Genomic DNA, 18,828 nt, shown 5'->3' with positions numbered 1-18,828 from the left:
ATTAATACTTTAAATTTATGTTAACTAACACTATATATAAATTTATTTTTTCTGTAAAAAAACTAGAAGCTACTTTATTCACTTCTAGTTTAAATTCTATTTATTTAACATACCTGCTTGAAGTTGGTACATTTTGTAATAATTACCTTTTAACGCTATTAACTCATCGTGTGTTCCAGATTCAATAATTTCACCTTTATCTAACACGTAAATACAGTTAGAATCTTGAATCGTAGATAACCTATGAGCAATTGCTATTGTCGTTCTACCTTTTCTCATTTTTTCAAGAGAATGTTGAATCAACTCTTCCGTTTCAGAGTCGATATTTGCAGTAGCTTCATCAAGAATAAGAATCTTCGGTTTACTTGCTATAGTTCTTGCAAATGTAAGAAGTTGTCTTTCTCCAGATGAGAAAGTTGAACCTCTTTCTGTAACTAAGCTATAATACTTATCTTCTAATTTATCGATAAAGTTATGTGCATCAACAAACTTCGCCGCTTCAATAACATCTTCTCTTGTTAAACTTTCATTATACATTTTAATATTAGACTCTACTGTTCCGTGATATAAGAATGGATCTTGAAGTACTAATCCAACACTGTTTCTTAATTCTTTAGAACTATAATCTTTAATATTAACTCCATCAATTAAGATTTCTCCTCTATCATAATCATAAAATCTTAAGAATAGGTTCATTATAGAAGATTTACCAGATCCAGTAGCTCCTACAAACGCTATACTCTCTCCATTTTTAACACTAAACGATATATTTTTAAGAACATCGCGTTTACCATCATAAGAGAAACTAACATTTTTGAACTCGATATCTCCACGTGAAATTTTATGATCACTATCTTTTTGCTCTGGCTCATATTCTTCATTGTCTATTAGTGTGAAAACACGTCCTGCAGAAATTATCGAAGTTTGAAGAATTGAGAAGTTTTGCATAAGTTCAATTAATGGATTAAACAGCTGATTCGTATATTGAATAAACGCATAGATTATCCCAGCTGTAAAACCAGCACTTTCAAAACTTAAACCAAAATACATTACGATAACACCATATGCTAATACTTTAAATAAAGCCATAGCTGGTCTTAATAATAAACTATCAACCTTTAATGATTTAGTGTAATAACGAAGATGTTCATTATTAACCTCTCCAAATTCATCAATTAGGCGCTGTTCCTGATTAAACGCTTGGATAATCTTCATACCCTCTATAGATTCAGATAATTTAGTATTCATTTCACTAATTTTAGCACGAGAAATTTCTACTAATCTACTAGAAAGTTTCTGGTATAAGTATACCGAACCAACCATTACAGGAATAAATAGTATCATGTAGATTGTTAACTGCCAACTTAAAGCAATCATCGCAGAAAGTGTTACTACAAACATAAGAATCGTATTTAGGAAACTTGAAAAAATTGTTCCAAACATATCCGCAACAGCCTGTGTATCATTAGTTAATCTTGATACAACAGAACCTACAGGAGTCTTATCGAAGTACGACATCCCTAATTTTTGTAAGTTAGCAAAACTATCATTACGTAGATCTCTAACTATACTGTGAGCCACCTTTGCGAAGTAATACTCTCCTAAAAATGTAAACACAACTCTTAGGATAAACAATCCAAAATAAATTATTAAAATATATAATCCAGCTTTAGCAATATTTTTTGTAATATAATGATCAATATAGTATTGAGCTAAAAGAGGAATTGCTGTTGCGACTATCGAAGTCATTAATATAAATAATAGTGCCAATATCGATAATCCTTTATAGCGCAACATATAGCGCATTAATCTAAAAAACGTCTTACTTTTCGACATCTTCATTTCCTCCTTTCAAGCTTTCTTCCATTTGTTGACTTTCATATGTCTCTTTATACCAACCATTATTGGCGATAAGTTCGTCATGAGTTCCTTTTTCAATAATCGTGTTATCACCTAAAACAATTATTAAATCAGCTTCTACTACTGCAGAAAGTCTATGTGCAGTAATGATATTAGTTTGACCACTACGTTGTTCTTTTAAGTTCTCTAAAATAATATGTTCAGTCTTAGCATCAACTGCAGATAAAGAATCATCAAGAATTAAAATTTCAGGATTAATAATCAAAGCACGACTCATTGCTAAACGTTGTTTTTGACCACCTGAAAGACTAACACCTTTTTCACCAACAATCGTATCAAACTTCTCAGGCATAGCCATAATATCATCATATAGACCACAAATTTTTGTAATTTCTTCTACTTGTTTATCATCAATTAAAGGATTTGCAAAACGAATATTCTCTTTAATCGACATAGCAAATAGTACTTGATCTTGTGGTACATATCCGATAAGTTTTCTAAGGTCGTTAATACTATATTCAGCAATGTCTCTATTGTTAAGCATGATATTACCAGATTTAATATTAAACTCTCTTAATAATAACCTTAATAATGTAGTTTTACCAGCTCCAGTAACACCTACAATACCCAGTGTTTGACCTTTTTCAATAGCGAACTTAATATCTCTTAGAACACTCTTACCTTCTTCAAATTCGAAGTTGTTGATATTATATTCAAGTCTACCATTTTCAGCTTTAATATTACTATCTAAGTTAGTATTTACCTCATTAGCTTCCGCTAATAAACTCTCAATACGTTTATAAGATACTTCACCACGTTGCGATATATTGTATAACCAACCAATGGCTTGAAGCGGCCATACTAACATATCAAGATAAGTCACAAAAGTAACTAACTCTCCAACAGTTAAATCACCATTTGAGATAAAAATACCACCAAAGACAAGAGTAAGTGTATAAGATAACCCAACGAAGATAAGAACCATTGGATTAAATAATGAGTTATACTTAGCAGCTATAACATTCTTACCAAATACTTTGTTATTAACTTCTCTAAAACTCTTAATTTCATCATTACCATAACCAAATGATTTTGTAACCTTTATCCCAGAGGCACTTTCTTGAACCTTGTTATTTAAATCTGAAAAAGATTCTTGAGCTGCTTCAAAACTCTCATAGTTTTTATCCCCAATATAATTAGTAGCATATGCTAAAAATGGTAAAGGAATAATTGCTATTAGAGTTAACTTGAAATCAATTAAAAATATCATCGTAAATAATGTCACTAAAGCTGTAATACTCGCATCAACAGCTGACATTACTCCTCCACCAGCAACCATTGCTACTGAGTTTATATCATTCGTTGCATGAGCCATTAAGTCACCTGTACGGTATTTTTGGAAGAACGATGGAGACATCTTAGTAAAGTGTTCAAATAATCTTGACCTTAAGATTCTTCCTAAGTTATATGCCGCTCCAAAAATATACACACGCCAGACATAACGAAGTGCGTACATCGCAAGGGCAGCTAATACAAGATAACCAACATTTAAGAATAACTCTCCATTAGTTAAATTTCCAGCCTCAATTTTATCAATAACAGTTCCGATAACTTTCGGTGGGATTAAGTTGAAAATACTTACTAAGATAAGGGCAATTATTCCAATAATATAACGCTTTTTTTCTAGCTTCATAAACCAAGCTAATTTTCTAAATAAATACATCTACACATCACCTAACCTTTCTCCTAATTTTGAAAATACTTCTCCGATTTTACCATTAATTACTAAGTCAGCTGTACTATCCTGCGGAGTAGACGATTTATTAATAACGACTAAATACTTTCCTCTAAAATAATGTAAGAGATTTGCTGCTGGATAAACACTTAATGAAGTTCCACCGATAATCAGCACATCTGCTCTTTCAATAAAGTTAATCGCAGCGTTAAATACCGTCATATCTAATTCTTCTTCATATAAAGTAACATACGGTTTTATTACCCCACTACATTTATCACAACTCGGTATTTCTTCAGTTTTAGCTAAGAAATCTTCTAAATTGTAAAAACTTTTACACTTAGTACAATAATTTGCATCTATACTTCCATGAAGTTTAAGAACATTTTTACTACCCGCTTGTTCATGTAAAGTGTCAATATTTTGTGTGATTACCGCTTTAAGTTTCCCTTGTTTTTCCAAGTCAGCTAAATAAAAATGAGCTCTATTTGGTTTAGCATCAGGATAAACCAAATGCTTCTTATAAAAATCAAAGAAATCTACAGGATACTTCACAAACATAGTTCTAGAGACGAGTTGTTCAGGTGTAAAATGGCGATTTAGTTTTACACTAAACACTCCATTTGCACTTCTAAAATCTGGTATATCAGATTCAGTAGAAACACCCGCTCCACCAAAAAAGACAATATTATCATTTAATTCTATTATTTCTTTTAGTTTATCTATATTATTCATAATACTTGCCTCCTTATAAAATATTATAAAGCTATGAAAAGAAGGAAACCTTTATATAAGTCTCCTTCTTTCAATTAACTTCTAATTAGTTTCTTTTTCTTTTTGAGCTTTTAACTCTTTAATACGTTGTTTACGCTCTTCGATTCGAGCTTTTTTCTCTTCACGAGATGCACTCTTAATTGGACCACGAGCGATATGTTCTTTACTATCGTTAGTTACAAGGTTAGTTGGTTCTTGTTTCATTTCGATTTCTTCATGACGTTCTACTCTAATACGCATTAAGTTAGTAACAACTTCTACTTGAATATCATCAATCATGTCCTCGAACATTTGGTAACCTTCTGTTTTGTACTCACGAAGAGGATCAATTTGTCCATAAGAACGAAGGAAAATCCCTTTTCTAAGTTGATCCATTTGGTCGATGTGATCAGTCCATCTATCATCGATAGCATTAAGAAGAATGTATTTCTCGAATGAATTCATAGTTTCATCACCAAGTAACTCACGTTTCTCAGCTAACTCAAGATTAATTCTGTGTAATACAAGCTCACGAATTTCATCATCAGACATAACATCTGAGTACTCACTCTCAGTAATAGGTTTTTGACCTAAGAACTTCTCATTAAGTGATTTAATGATTTCTTCAGTTTCTTCTTTTTCACTGTGTGCCTCTAAGTTTTCAGTGATAAATGCCATAGTTTTATCTACTGCTTCACCAATCATCTCTTGGATAATTTCAGTAACAACATCATTTTCTAACACTTCATTTCTTTCAGCGTACATGATTTCACGTTGTTTACGTAATACATCATCATATTGAAGTACTTGTTTACGTGAGTCATAGTTATTACCTTCAACACGTTTTTGAGCACTTTCAACAGATCTACTAACCATTCTACTTTCAAGTGGTGTATCTACATCTTTACCCATGATTTTTTGTAATCTATCAGCTCCGAAACGAACCATAAGTTCATCTTCTAGTGATAGATAGAATCTACTGTAACCTGGATCCCCTTGACGTCCTGAACGACCACGTAATTGGTTGTCGATACGACGAGATTCATGACGTTCTGTACCGATAACGGCAAGACCACCTAATTCACGAACACCTTCTCCAAGTTTAATATCCGTACCACGACCAGCCATGTTAGTCGCAATAGTTACTGAACCACGTTGCCCAGCTTGTTTAATAATTTCAGCTTCACTTTCATTTTGCTTAGCATTAAGTACTTTATGTGGAACACCGTATTTGTATAGTAATTTAGATACTAATTCACTCGTTTCAATAGAGACAGTACCTAAAAGAACTGGTTGTCCTTTGTCATAACGCTCTTTAACTTCTTGTGCTACCGCATTGAACTTAGCTTCCATATTTGAGTATATGAAGTCTGGTGCATCAATCCTTTGGATTGGTCTGTTCGTAGGAATTGTTGTAACAAACATGTTATAAATGTTTCTAAATTCTTCTTCCTCTGTTTTACCAGTACCTGTCATACCACTAAGTTTTTTATACATTCTGAAGAAGTTTTGGAACGTAATAGTCGCCATTGTTTTACTTTCTTTTTGAATTGGCACACCTTCTTTAGCTTCGATAGCTTGGTGTAAACCTTCAGAGAAACGACGACCTGGCATTGTACGACCTGTAAATTGGTCAACGATTAAGATTTCTCCATCTTCAGCAACCACATAGTCAACATCTAGCGCCATTGTATAGTTAGCTTTTAACGCTTGGTTAATGTGGTGAGTTAAATCAACATTTTTTAATTCATAAAGATTTTTTAATCCGAAGTAACTTTCTGCTTTATCAATACCATTTTCAGAAAGTTGGATAGATTTAGTTTTAATATCTAAAGTATAATCTCCATCACTTCCATCTTCTTCCTCTGCTTTTTTCAGAGTTTTAACGAAGGCATTTGCAACTTGATATAATGAAGTTGATTCTTGACCTTCACCAGAGATAATAAGTGGTGTACGTGCTTCATCGATAAGTACTGAGTCAACCTCATCGATTACAGCATAGTTTAATGGACGTTGAACACGAGCTTCAACTGTTTTAACCATGTTATCTCTTAAGTAGTCAAACCCTAACTCATTGTTCGTTGAGTATGTGATATCAGCATTGTATGCTGCTCTTTTCTCTTCAGAGTTAAGAGAGTTTAAGTTAAGACCTACAGAAAGTCCCATGTAGTTATAGAAAACTCCCATCTCTTGAGCGTCACGTTGTGATAAGTATTCGTTAACTGTAACAACGTGTACACCTTCTCCCGCTAATGCGTTTAAGTATACCGGCATTGTGGCAGTAAGAGTTTTACCTTCCCCTGTTCTCATCTCCGCGATATCACCACGGTGAAGTGCGATACCACCCATGATTTGAACTTTATATGGTTTCATTCCTAGAGAACGTAATGCACCCTCACGAGCTGCTGCGAACGCATCTACTAAAATTTTATCTAATATATCCGGTGTATCTTTACCTTTTTCTTTTTGTTCTTGAATATAAGCTTTAAATTCTTCTGTTTTATTTACTAATTCTTCATCGCTAAGATTTGAATATTCTTCATCTTTAGCTAATACTTTATCAGCTAATTTCGATAAGCTTTTTACTTCTCTTCTGTTAGCATCAAATATTTTTCCTAAAATAGCCATTGACATTTTCCTTCCGACATATTTTTCTATTAAATGATTTTATAATCATATTATAATTCATCATTTAATTATAACATTCATTTTCTATTAAAGCAACCACATTAGCATGATTTTAAGTTGATATTAACTATGTATTACATTTAACAAATAAAGCTAAATAAATTTATATATTTTTTGATTTTAAACAAGTAAAAATTCTAGTAAAATTCCCTCTTAAAATCCTACTAGAATATTTTTATTTATATTTTATTAGTAAACTCTCCACTTTCTCCACATATAATTCTCGTACATTTTGAGGTGCTAGTATTTCAATATCACTACCTAGAGAGAAAATCCAACCTAAGAAATGACTACTACACATAACTTCTACAGAAGTTTGATAAGAATCATCTTTTTTATGAATCATAATATCTTTACCGAATCTATCGACGATCGCTCCAATTAACGATTCTTTAAACTCCAAAGTCACCCTTTCTAAAGTTCCACCATACATACCGAAGATTTTCTTCGAATAACTCGATATATCTTCTTTTTGGAACTTATCATGACCTAATCTATCATTCTCAGCAATAGCAACATTTCTCATCTTATCAACACGATAATTCTTGATTAAATCTGTCTTAGCATCGTAAGCAACCATGTAATAATTCTCATCATTCCATACTAGAGCAAATGGACTTACATTATAAACTTCACCGTTTTTCCTATCAATCATCTGTTTCTTATAATTCCATTGCCAATAATTAAAATTAATTTGCTTATTTTCTGCAATTGCATTATGAATAGCATCGACATTATAATAAATATTTTCGTTTATATATTTATTCTCTTCGAAAGAATATACCTGTCTTTGTATTTTTTGTGCTTGTTTTTTGCTCGCTAATTTCTTAAGTTTTAAGATTAGATCTCGTGATTTTTTCGCTGTCAAAAACTTACTAGCCTGTATAACATCGATTAACATTTTCACCTCTGCAAGCTCAAATTCTCTTTCTACTAAAGCATAGGTATTTTCACGACCACTTTTTCCAACTATGATATTAAATCCATAATCTTGTAGTAATTCTATATCTTTATATAGAGTTTTTCTCTCAACAACTATTTCTTTTTTTAAGAGTAAAGAAGTTAATTCTTTTACACTTAAATAAGTATTTTCATCACTATAGTCTCTCATTATTTCTAATAAGTACAATAGCTTTAATTTTTGATATCTTCCTTTTTCCATAAATTTTGCTCCTTATATACACTTATGTATATAATAACAACTATTTACGAATTTTTCTATTACTTTTATGTATTTTTACATCTTTGTTAACAACTTCTGCAATTACAGAACCATCAGTAACAAAACATACTCTTACAAAGAACTTATCTCCTACTTTATCATAAATTCTTCCTGCACTTTTCGTACCTTTTGCGACAGTTCTGCAAGAATTCCCTACATAACCAACTTTACCGAAAGTCTTCATCATAACTTTAATTGCTTCTTCGTCATAATCGTTATCAAACTCTTTCTCACAACTTATAACATCTCCTACTTTAAAAACTGTTGTTCCGAAATAATGTTGCATTCCTGTAATTGTAATATAATTTTTTTCCATTTTAAATCACCTCTTCGTTTTGTTATTTAATTATAACAAGCTATCTGTCCATTTTTTTGGACTCATAATATAAAATTATAAAAATAATATAAAATTATAAAAAAATAGAACTTAGATTAAATTTAACCTAAGTTCTATGTGTAAGTTATTCTTTTATTTGTTTAAGATGCTAGCACAACGTGGACATAAACCTTCTTCGTTTACTTCGTCAACGATGTTCCAACAACGTTCACAACGGTGTCCTTCAGCTTTTGTTACTTTAACAGTAGCAAGATCATAAGCTACACCATCATTTTCTTTAACCTCTACTTTACTTACGATGAAGAATTGGTTTAAGTTAGCAACAGAGTTTAATAACTCAACCACTTCTGCATCATTGCTGTATACTTCAACAGCAGCTTCTAGAGATTTACCGATAACTTTCTCATTACGGCTTTCTTCTAATGCTTTATTCACGTCATCACGAACTTCTAGAAGTTTATCCCATTTAGCTTCTAAAGCAGCGTCTTCAATTACGTTTTTAGCTGGGAAGTCAGTTAAGTGTACAGACTCAGCATCTTCGTATGGCATATTGTCATATACTTCTTCAGCTGTGAATGAAAGAATTGGAGCAAGTAATCTAACAGATTTACTTAATACTGTGTAAAGAACTGTTAACATACTTTGACGTTTGTGAGAATCTTCACCTTCGATGTAAAGGATATCTTTACCGTAGTCAAGGTAGAATGAAGATAATTCAACGTTAAAGAAGTTAATTAGTTCAGTAGTAATACTGTTGAATTGGTAGTTTTCGTAGTAGTCTAATACTTTTGCTACAACTTTTTCGAATTTAAGAACCATGTATTTGTCTAGTTCTTCAAGGTTTTCGTACGCAACTAAATCAGTTTTGTTGTTGAAGCTTCCGTTGTATAAGTTTCCTAGTAAGAAACGGAAAGTATTTCTGATTTTTCTGTATGTTTCAGATACTTGTTTTAAGATATCTTTAGAGATACGAACATCTTGAGTGTAGTCTACACTTGCAGACCATAAACGGATAATCTCAGCACCTAATTCTTTACCTACATCGTTAGGAGAAATAACGTTACCTAATGATTTACTCATCTTGTTACCATTACCATCCATAACGAATCCAGCAGATACTAACTCTTTATATGGAGCTACTCCAGATACCGCTACAGAAGTGATAAGTGAAGAGTTGAACCATCCACGGTATTGGTCACTTCCTTCTAGATATAAGTCAGCTGGGTATGTTAAATCTTCGCGGATTGCACAGCATCCTTGGTGAGATGTTCCAGAGTCAAACCAAACGTCCATGATGTCCATTTCTTTAGTGAATTCACCGTTTGGACTTCCTGGGTGAGTATATCCTTCTGGTAATAATTCCTTAGTATCTTTGTAGAACCAAACGTTTGATCCCTCTTCTTCGAAGATTTTCGCTACGTGTTCGATTAATTCGATATCAAGGATAGCTTCTCCGTTTTCAGCATAGAATACAGGAATTGGCACACCCCAAACACGTTGACGACTGATTACCCAGTCACCACGGTCACGAATCATGTTATATAATCTTGGTTTACCCCACTCACTGTAGAATTTAGTGTTATCTACAGCTTCTAATAATTCAGAACGGAATGCATCTACAGAACAGAACCATTGTGGTGTAGCTCTGAAGATAATTGGTTTTTTACTTCTCCAGTCATGTGGATATGAGTGAGTAATATCTTCTTGTTTTAATAACGCTCCAGTTTCAGCTAAGTGAGCAATAATGTCTTTATTCGCGTCGAATACGAATTTACCAGCAAATTGTCCAGCTTCTTCTGTAAGAACACCTTGGTTATCAACTGGTGATAATACTCCAAGTTTGTATTGTAATTGACCTACAAGATAGTCATCAACCCCGTGTCCAGGCGCTGTATGTACTAAACCAGTCCCTGAATCAAGTGTTACATAATCAGCTAAGATTAATGTAGATGTTCTATCTAAGAATGGGTGTTGACATAGTAAGTACTCTAAATCTTTACCTACTAATACTTCACCAGTTTCATAGTTTTCCCAACCGAATTTTTCAGCTAAGAACGCTACTCTTTCTTTAGCAACTAAGTAGCTTTCACCATTGTATTTAACAACTTGGTATTCAAAGTCTGGGTGAACAGCGATACCTAAGTTCGCAGGTAATGTCCAAGGAGTAGTTGTCCAGATAACAAACTTAGTTCCTTTTTCAACTGCACCATTTTCACTAACTAGGTCAAATGCAACATAGATAGATGGTGAAGTGTGATCGTGATACTCGATTTCAGCCTCAGCTAGCGCAGATTCTGAAGATGGTGACCAGTAAATAGGTTTTAATCCTTTGTAGATATATCCTTTGTCTACCATTTTACCGAATACACGGATTTGTTCAGCTTCAAATTTTGGATCAAGAGTTAAGTATGGGTTATCCCAATCTCCTAGTACTCCAAGTTTTTTGAAGTCAGCACGTTGTTTATCAACTTGTTTTAAAGCATAATCTTTACATTTGTTTCTGAATTTGTTAGCTGGCATAGATTTTCTATCAACACCATTGTTTACTAACACTTGCTCGATTGGAAGACCGTGAGTATCCCAACCTGGAACGTATGGTGAAACAAAACCATTCATGTTTTTATATTTAACGATAAAGTCTTTTAAGATTTTGTTTAATGCGTGTCCAATGTGGATGTTACCATTCGCATATGGAGGTCCATCGTGAAGTACATATGAAGGTTTCCCAGCATTTTTTTCTAAAATTTTATTGTATAAGTCCATTTCTTCCCAGCGTTGTAGGAACCCCGGTTCTTTATTTGGAAGATTTCCACGCATTGGAAACTTCGTATTTGGCATTAATAATGTATCTTTTAATTCTACCATTTTATCTCCTTTCAAAATAAAAAACTCTCAGTAAAAGTTATAGAGGGCGAAATGTATCCACGGTACCACCTCTTTTAACTCCTACCAAGAGCACTTGTTTGTTCTATATTAAAATTATTACACAATAAAGTGATAACTCCTATGCTTCTATAAAACTTTTCACCAACCAGTTTCTCTCTAAAACTCCACATAGATGTCTTGTCTTTATTTACGATATGTTTATTATATTACATTAAGAATAAAGTTTCAAGCATTTTATGTGAATTTAACATAAAATTTTCTGAAAACATTTTTAAATTTATAAAAAGACTTTAGTAAAACAATATGTGAATGAGACATGAATAATCTTCTCGTCCTTCTATAGAGTTTTTCCAAAGTCTTAATATATTTTTTATCCTCTAAAATAATTTTTTATAGCTTCAGAGCCATATTGTAAGATTTGTTTTTGTGTTAGTGAGGCAGTCACATTAACATTTCCACCTGAGACTTCCACATTGTCGATCATAACCGGAACATCTAGTGATTTAATCTTAATTATGTTACCACTCACCCCAACGCCAGTCCCTGTTAGTGCTTCTTTTAAATATTTTTCCAAAGCAAAATCAGGTATAGGCACTTTACCGATTTTAGCATCTTCTAGAACTAAGTCCACAGTATTATTTGCACCTACTACTTTAACATTAGTATTTATCATAGTATCCCAAAGTCCTAGTTTAACCGGTAACTTCGCTTCAATATGATTTCCAACTAATTTATAACTTCCGTTTAATAATTCTGAATCTTTTTCAACTGCTTTTTTAAAGATTGATAAAAATGTACCATTATCAATTTTTAGTGACGTAGACACTTTTGAATTAGCATAACTAATGTTAGAAAGGAAGTCTCCATTCAAATCTTCTAATGTAGTTGAGGCTTGAACATTTGCTAGTTTTTCTGAATTTTTAATGTTATTATCTGGTGTTAATGCGTATGTTATACCACCACCAAAAAGAGCTAATACTATTAATAACGATAGTAATTTTCTTAAAGCTTTCATTTGAATCTCCTTTGTTATAACTTTCCTTATAATATAATTATACACTATACAGAAAAAAGTTAAAACAAAGTTAAACCTCCTATAGTGAATTACTCTTAAACTCTGTAGTTTTTTCATATACAAACAATATATTTTACGTTATAATAATTAGTAACCTTTTTAGGTTGCGAATACATAAAGGAGATGATGTATATGAAAGAAAATATTACTATTAAAAAGTTCACCATGAACGTTCTAAACGGTATCGCCTTAGGAACTGTACTTTGTTTAGTACCTGGTGCGTTACTTGGTGAACTACTTAAATATATAGGAAAGCTATATCCATCACTTGCGTTTTTATCATTATCAATAACTATTTCCAATGCCATGATAGGATTAGCTTCAGGAATAATAATCGGATTATTCTTTAAATTCACACCCGTACAGAGTGTTTCAATCGGATTAGCTACATTATTTGCTGGTGGATCAATAATACCAACACCAGATAAGACAGGACTTATGCTAAAAGGTTCTGGAGATATCGTAACGATGATTTTCACAGCTGCACTGGCTACAGCTTTTATACTTCTAATCGGAGATAAAGCTAAAAACTATGCAGTAATTATACTACCACCACTTACATTAGTAATTATCGGAGGTATCGGTAGATTCACACTTCCATTTTTCTCAGGTGTTACGAAATTACTTGGGGATGGAATTAAACATTTACTTACTTTACAACCGATTATCCTAACTATTCTAATCGCGATGATTTTCGCTTGTCTAGTAGTCTCTCCTATTACATCAGTTGGAGTTGCTCTTGCGATTAATATAGAAGGTATTGCCTCAGGTGCTGCAAATCTTGGAATTTGTGCATGTGGATTTACACTTGCAATTGCAGGTTGGGCTGTTAACTCTAAAGGAGTTTGCTTCGCACACTTTATCGGTTCACCGAAAATTTCTATGGCAAATATTTTTGCAAAGCCAAAAATCATGCTACCAGTTCTTTGTAGCGCAGCTGTCTCTGGAGTTTTCGCTACCATATTAAATATCCAAGGAACACCAATGAGTGCTGGATTTGGATTCAGTGGTTTAGTTGGACCATTAGCTCACCTTTCGACTACTGACGGAAGTACTTTAGAAATATTAAAAGCAGCTATCGTCTTCGTAGTAATTCCTGTAGTTTCTGGTTTCTTCTTTGTAAAATTATTCACGAAAATTGTACCAATTATTAAACCAGAAGATTACAAACTTAACTTATAATATACACAGATGTGACTCGACAAAATTGATTTCTTAAAATCACGATGTTCGAGTCATTTTTTTATAATATGTAATTCATTAAAGCCTTGCATAAATTAGTCGCATAACTTATAATTATAAAGTATTAATTTTTAAGCTATAAAATATTATCGACATGTTAAAGGAGTAGCTATGCTAGATCTTATTCGAAATAGAAAATTCAATGTTTATAAAACTTTAAATATTGTGAATCCCTTAATCCCTATTGCTACTGATGAAATGTTCTTACGCACAGTATCTAATAGTGATGATTGTATATTACATTTATATACATTACCAAACTCTGCAATAATCGGTGCACCGGATACACGCGTACCATACTTTGAACAAGCATTATTTGCATTTTATAGAAATAATATAATTCCAGCAGTAAGAAATATCGGGGGGCTTGGTATTATTTCAGACAAAGGAATTCTAAACTTATCAATCGTTATGAATAAACCAAAAGATAACTTTTCTATTAATGAAGGTTATGAGCTTATGACATCATTTATAAAAGCAATTTTCCCAGAAGGTGCTAACAAAATCGAAGCGATAGAAATAGCAAATTCATACTGTCCAGGGGATTACGACCTAAGCATAAATGGAAAGAAATTTGCAGGGATCGCTCAAAGAAAAATTAAAGAAGCGGTAGTAGTTTCAATTTACATAAGTATCTTCGGTGATCAACAAAAACGTGCAAACATTATGAAAGATTTCTATGAGATTGGAATTGACGATCAAGAAGTAAGATACAAATATCCAAAAGTTGATCCAGAATGTATGGAAACACTAGAAAATTTACTAAATAAAAAATTCACTCTTGAAGATGTTTTTGAAAGAGTGGAAAAAGTACTTTATGGTTTAGACTGTGACTTAGAAAAAGGTGAATACACAGAAGCAATGGTAGAAGAATACAACGAAATCTTCGAACAAGCAAAAGAAAGAAACGAAAGTTACTTAGAAGGAAAATAAAATAAAAAAGTGGAATATACTCATAGCATAATTTTTATAGATTATGTTGGAGGTATTCCACTTTTTATTATTCCTTAATTTAAATCAATTTATCCTTATTTTTTAAACTCTCTATCATAAAGACACCGACATCTATAATATGAAGGTTAGTTATTTTCTCAAGTTCTTGTTTGATATAAGGAAAATGAGTACATCCAAGAACAACAGCTTCTACATTCGTTAATTCAAAATAATTAAACAATGTCTTGAAGTTGAAATCTTCCAATATCTGTTCAGGTTTATTACCCTCTTCAATAGCTTTAACAAGCTCCAACATCGATAATCCAAGTACACGTAGACGCGGATTCGAGACATAAAGATTGTTCTCAACACCTGTAAGACCATGAGAGTTTGCAGCCATAACAGCTAGATACTTATACTCAAAACCAAGATTTCTATACATCTGCATAGGAGTAATAATAGAAATATTCATTTTTTCTGCCAATCTATCGAAATCGACAACCGAACTAAGTGAGTTACAGTATACAAAAATTGCATAACAATCTTTCTCCTTTAGTTCATCAATAATTTTTACAATAATATTTTCACGTTCTTCGTCTTCTAATGCTTGAAACGTAGTTTGCTCTACTGGATTATTAGAAATTGGCACTAAAACTACATCATCATAACCATATAAATTTAGTAGCTCCGCACCTAATTTCGAATCAATTGGTGTTCCAGCCATAACCGCTATTTTCATTAAAATTCCTCCTACAACTTAACCATTTTTCTCAAAATCACACTTAACTATAAACTTCTCTTCGATGTTTAAAATTAATAGCGATTATAATAAGTCTATCATCTTCTATTCTTGTTATTAACCGATAATCCCCTATTCTATATCTCCAATAACCTTTTTTATTGCCTACTAGAGCTTTTCCCATACCGCGTGGATCATCCGTATTACTCAAATTTTTTTCAATCCAACTAAATAAAATCTTTAAAGTTTGTTTATCTAATTTCTTTAAATCCTTTTTTATCGCTTCATCAAAAACAATTTTGTACATTATAAATCAAACTCTTTCTTTAAATCATCAAACTCTATTAGAGTTACTTCACCTTTCTCCTCACGACTTTCGAAATCTTTTATAAGTTGAAGATCATACTCATCCTCAATCTTCTCAAGTGCAAGTTGCTTAATAGTAGTAGATAGTTTACCACCGTATAAGCCAGAAATAGAATTAAAAATCTGTTCTTCCTCTTTATTTAGTCTTAATGTTAAAGTAGTCATTCTTTCCACCCTCTTAATGTGTTACTTTTGTAATACAATTATACACCTAAAACTTACAGTAATCAACAATAATCACTTATAATTTAATACAAAAAAAGACCCCAGGATTTCTCCTGAGGTCTATAGTTATTTGAGAGTGACTCAAAACTTACGATTTAAGATAAATCGAATTCATCAAATCATTCTCTGTATGGGGCTAAATAAATATATTATTTTATATCTATTTTCAATTGATCATCTACATAGTCTAGGTGAATTTCCATTCCATCTTCGATACCGTGACGGATTAATTCAACTGAAAGTTTGTTTTCGATTTGACTTTGGATGAATCGTTTAAGTGGACGAGCACCAAATTTCATATCGAATCCTGCAGTTGCAACCCAGCTAGAAATATTATCAGTATAAGTTAAAGTAATATTTCTATTAGCTATACGCGCAACAAGTTCGTTAAGAAGTTTATTAGCGATTCCTTTAATATTATCTTGTGTTAATGGTTTGAAAATAATTATATCATCCATACGGTTAAGAATTTCTGGTTTGAAGTATCCGTAAAGTTGGTTAGTAACATTTTTACGAGTTTCTTCAGTAATCACACCGTCTTTAACTTCTTCTAATAGTTCTAATGAACCGATGTTAGAAGTCATGATAATAATTGTATTTTTGAAGTCAACTACTACACCTTTAGAGTCTGTAAGTGTACCTTCATCTAATAATTGTAATAAGATGTTGAATACATCAGGGTGTGCTTTTTCGATTTCATCCATTAAGATAATGCTATATGGATTACGTCTTACACTCTCAGTAAGTTGACCACCTTCTTCATATCCGATGTATCCTGGAGGGGCTCCGATTAAACGGCTAACTGAGTGTTTTTCCATGTATTCACTCATGTCAATACGCACGATGTTACGTTCATCATCGAACAAGTTAAGAGCTAGTGCTTTAGCAAGCTCAGTTTTACCTACCCCAGTAGGACCTAAGAATAGGAAGCTACCAATCGGTCTGTTAGGATCTGCGATACCAGCACGAGAACGTAAGATTGCGTTAGTTACACTCTCTACAGCTTCATCTTGACCTATTACTTTTTCATGAATAGTATCAGCTAGATGTAATAATTTTTCTTTTTCAGTTTCTACTAGACGAGTTACTGGAATACCAGTCATTTGACTTACGATAAATCCAATCTCATCTTCAGTAACTTCTTGTTTTAGAAGTTTATATTCTTCGTGTTTAGATTTTTCTTCTAATTCTTCTAACTCTTGAGTTAATTTTGGTAAAGTAGAATATTGTAGCTCAGATGCTTTTTCTAAATCATAGCTATTTTGAGCTTGTTCTAATTCTAATTTAACTCTGTCGATTTTTTCACGTAGATTTTTAACAGCTGATAATTTTTCTTTTTCACTATCAACTTGTAATTGAAGTTTATTTTGTTCTTCTTTTAGATTAGCCAACTCTTCTTTTAAGTTTTCTAAACGTCTTTTAGACACATCATCATCTTCACCACTTAAGGCTTTTTCTTCTATCTCAAGTTGCATAACTTTACGATTAATTGTATCTAATTCAGCTGGGTTAGAAGAGTTCTCAGTTTTAATAGTTGCACAAGCTTGGTCGATTAAATCGATAGCTTTGTCCGGTAAGAATCTATCAGTAATATATCTATTAGATAATTCCGCAGCTTCTACAATCGCACGGTCAGAGATTTTCACACCGTGATAAACTTCGAATCTTTCTTTAAGACCACGTAAAATTGAAATTGTATCTTCTACAGTAGGCTCATTAACAAGAACTTTTTGGAAACGACGTTCTAATGCAGAGTCTTTTTCGATATATTGGCGATATTCATTAAGAGTTGTAGCACCGATACAGTGTAGTTCACCACGAGCAAGCATTGGTTTTAAGATGTTACCAGCATCCATTGCTCCATCTGTTTTACCAGCACCAACAAGCATATGAATTTCATCGATGAATAGAATGATTTTTCCATCTTTTTCTTTAACTTCTTTTAATACAGCTTTTAGTCGTTCTTCGAACTCACCACGATATTTAGCTCCTGCGACTAAACTAGTAAGGTCAAGTTCGAATACAGTTTTGTCTTTAAGACTTTCAGGTACATCACCGCGTACAATACGTTGAGCCAGTGCCTCAACAATCGCAGTTTTACCTACCCCAGGTTCCCCTATCAACACTGGATTATTTTTTGTTTTTCTTGATAAAATTCTAATTACATTTCTTATTTCTTCATCACGTCCTATTACAGGATCAATTTTACCACTGCGTGCAGCTTCTACAAGATCACGACCATATTTCTCTAAAACTTCGTAGTTGTTTTCTGGATTTTCGTTCATAACTTTTTTACCTCCTCTGATATTATCGATAACAGCTACTAAATCTTTTAATGTAGTCACCTTATCGATATATTTTTTTACTATACTATTTTTTAAATAACTCGCAAGAACAATATGTTCACACGAAATAAATTTATCTTCATATTTCTCTTTATATTTATTAGCTTCTATTAATAAAGCATTCAAATCATTGCTTAAATAACTAGCGTAGTTGATATTATCTCCTTCTACACTATTTACCTTCGCAATCTCATTATCTAACTCATGAGTTAAATTCACCTTATCAACATTTACTCTTCCTAATATATCACTATATAAATTACTACCAGTAAGAGCCGCTTTTAAGAACATCTCACTCGTAATACTTTGACTTTTTTTCTCAGTTGCAAATTCGGAAGATTTCGCTAAGATTTCTTTCACACTATTTGTAAAACTATTAATATCCATTGTAAATCTCCTTTGATTAAATTATTAGATCAAAA

General features: G+C 32.4%; 14 protein-coding genes. 2 read left to right on the top strand and 12 right to left on the bottom strand.

What is annotated here, in order from left to right; translation table 11 throughout:
* Nucleotides 1-96: 96 nt before the first annotated feature.
* From GEMHA0001_RS07550 to GEMHA0001_RS07515, 8 genes are all read right to left on the bottom strand, one after another.
* Nucleotides 97-1,836 (bottom strand): ABC transporter ATP-binding protein, encoded by a 1,740-nt coding sequence (locus tag GEMHA0001_RS07550; protein ID WP_003145094.1) that lies wholly within the window; start codon nucleotides 1,834-1,836, stop codon nucleotides 97-99.
* Nucleotides 1,823-3,583, bottom strand: coding sequence for an ABC transporter ATP-binding protein (locus tag GEMHA0001_RS07545; RefSeq protein ID WP_003145241.1), 1,761 nt, complete (start codon nucleotides 3,581-3,583; stop codon nucleotides 1,823-1,825). Before GEMHA0001_RS07545 ends, GEMHA0001_RS07550 begins: the two co-directional genes overlap by 14 nt.
* A complete protein-coding gene (locus GEMHA0001_RS07540; RefSeq protein WP_003145343.1) occupies nucleotides 3,584-4,330 on the bottom strand; it encodes an NAD-dependent protein deacylase in 747 nt (248 codons plus the stop codon). It abuts the gene before it with no gap.
* 81 nt (nucleotides 4,331-4,411) lie between these two features.
* A complete protein-coding gene (gene secA, locus GEMHA0001_RS07535; protein WP_003145588.1) occupies nucleotides 4,412-6,976 on the bottom strand; it encodes a preprotein translocase subunit SecA in 2,565 nt (854 codons plus the stop codon).
* Nucleotides 6,977-7,211: 235 nt separating this feature from the next.
* The gene (locus tag GEMHA0001_RS07530) at nucleotides 7,212-8,198 is read right to left on the bottom strand and encodes a helix-turn-helix transcriptional regulator (RefSeq protein ID WP_003145526.1); all 987 of its coding nucleotides are present in this window, start codon (nucleotides 8,196-8,198) and stop codon (nucleotides 7,212-7,214) included.
* A gap of 40 nt (nucleotides 8,199-8,238) precedes the next feature.
* Nucleotides 8,239-8,574 carry an HIRAN domain-containing protein gene (locus tag GEMHA0001_RS07525; RefSeq protein WP_003145736.1) on the bottom strand — a complete coding sequence of 112 codons (336 nt, stop codon included), beginning with the start codon at nucleotides 8,572-8,574 and terminating at the stop codon, nucleotides 8,239-8,241.
* Nucleotides 8,575-8,727: 153 nt separating this feature from the next.
* On the bottom strand, nucleotides 8,728-11,460 hold the full coding sequence (gene ileS, locus GEMHA0001_RS07520; protein ID WP_003145026.1) for an isoleucine--tRNA ligase: 2,733 nt from the start codon (nucleotides 11,458-11,460) through the stop codon (nucleotides 8,728-8,730).
* Between the two features lie 391 nt (nucleotides 11,461-11,851).
* Nucleotides 11,852-12,496, bottom strand: coding sequence for a hypothetical protein (locus GEMHA0001_RS07515; protein ID WP_003145587.1), 645 nt, complete (start codon nucleotides 12,494-12,496; stop codon nucleotides 11,852-11,854).
* Between the two features lie 192 nt (nucleotides 12,497-12,688).
* Here GEMHA0001_RS07515 and GEMHA0001_RS07510 point away from each other — a divergent pair, with 192 nt between their 5' ends.
* A complete protein-coding gene (locus tag GEMHA0001_RS07510) occupies nucleotides 12,689-13,738 on the top strand; it encodes a PTS sugar transporter subunit IIC (protein ID WP_003144914.1) in 1,050 nt (349 codons plus the stop codon).
* Nucleotides 13,739-13,909: 171 nt separating this feature from the next.
* Nucleotides 13,910-14,731, top strand: coding sequence for a lipoate--protein ligase family protein (locus tag GEMHA0001_RS07505; RefSeq protein WP_003145294.1), 822 nt, complete (start codon nucleotides 13,910-13,912; stop codon nucleotides 14,729-14,731).
* Nucleotides 14,732-14,810: 79 nt separating this feature from the next.
* Here the strand turns inward: GEMHA0001_RS07505 and GEMHA0001_RS07500 are convergent, their stop codons facing one another.
* The 4 genes from GEMHA0001_RS07500 to clpB form a co-directional block, all read right to left on the bottom strand.
* The gene (locus GEMHA0001_RS07500) at nucleotides 14,811-15,470 is read right to left on the bottom strand and encodes an aspartate/glutamate racemase family protein (RefSeq protein WP_003145163.1); all 660 of its coding nucleotides are present in this window, start codon (nucleotides 15,468-15,470) and stop codon (nucleotides 14,811-14,813) included.
* 43 nt (nucleotides 15,471-15,513) lie between these two features.
* Complete coding sequence (locus GEMHA0001_RS07495) at nucleotides 15,514-15,777, bottom strand: type II toxin-antitoxin system RelE family toxin (protein WP_003145533.1); 264 nt, start codon at nucleotides 15,775-15,777, stop codon at nucleotides 15,514-15,516.
* Nucleotides 15,777-16,001 carry a type II toxin-antitoxin system RelB family antitoxin gene (gene relB, locus GEMHA0001_RS07490; RefSeq protein WP_003144945.1) on the bottom strand — a complete coding sequence of 75 codons (225 nt, stop codon included), beginning with the start codon at nucleotides 15,999-16,001 and terminating at the stop codon, nucleotides 15,777-15,779. Before relB ends, GEMHA0001_RS07495 begins: the two co-directional genes overlap by 1 nt.
* A 209-nt stretch (nucleotides 16,002-16,210) precedes the next feature.
* Nucleotides 16,211-18,793: an ATP-dependent chaperone ClpB gene (gene clpB / locus GEMHA0001_RS07485; RefSeq protein ID WP_003145411.1), complete on the bottom strand. Its 2,583-nt coding sequence runs from the start codon at nucleotides 18,791-18,793 to the stop codon at nucleotides 16,211-16,213.
* Nucleotides 18,794-18,828: the final 35 nt, after the last annotated feature.

It is taken from the genome of Gemella haemolysans ATCC 10379 (assembly GCF_000173915.1).
GTDB classification, from domain to species: Bacteria; Bacillota; Bacilli; order Staphylococcales; family Gemellaceae; genus Gemella; species Gemella haemolysans.
This window is presented reverse-complemented; position numbering and strand designations above follow the sequence as displayed.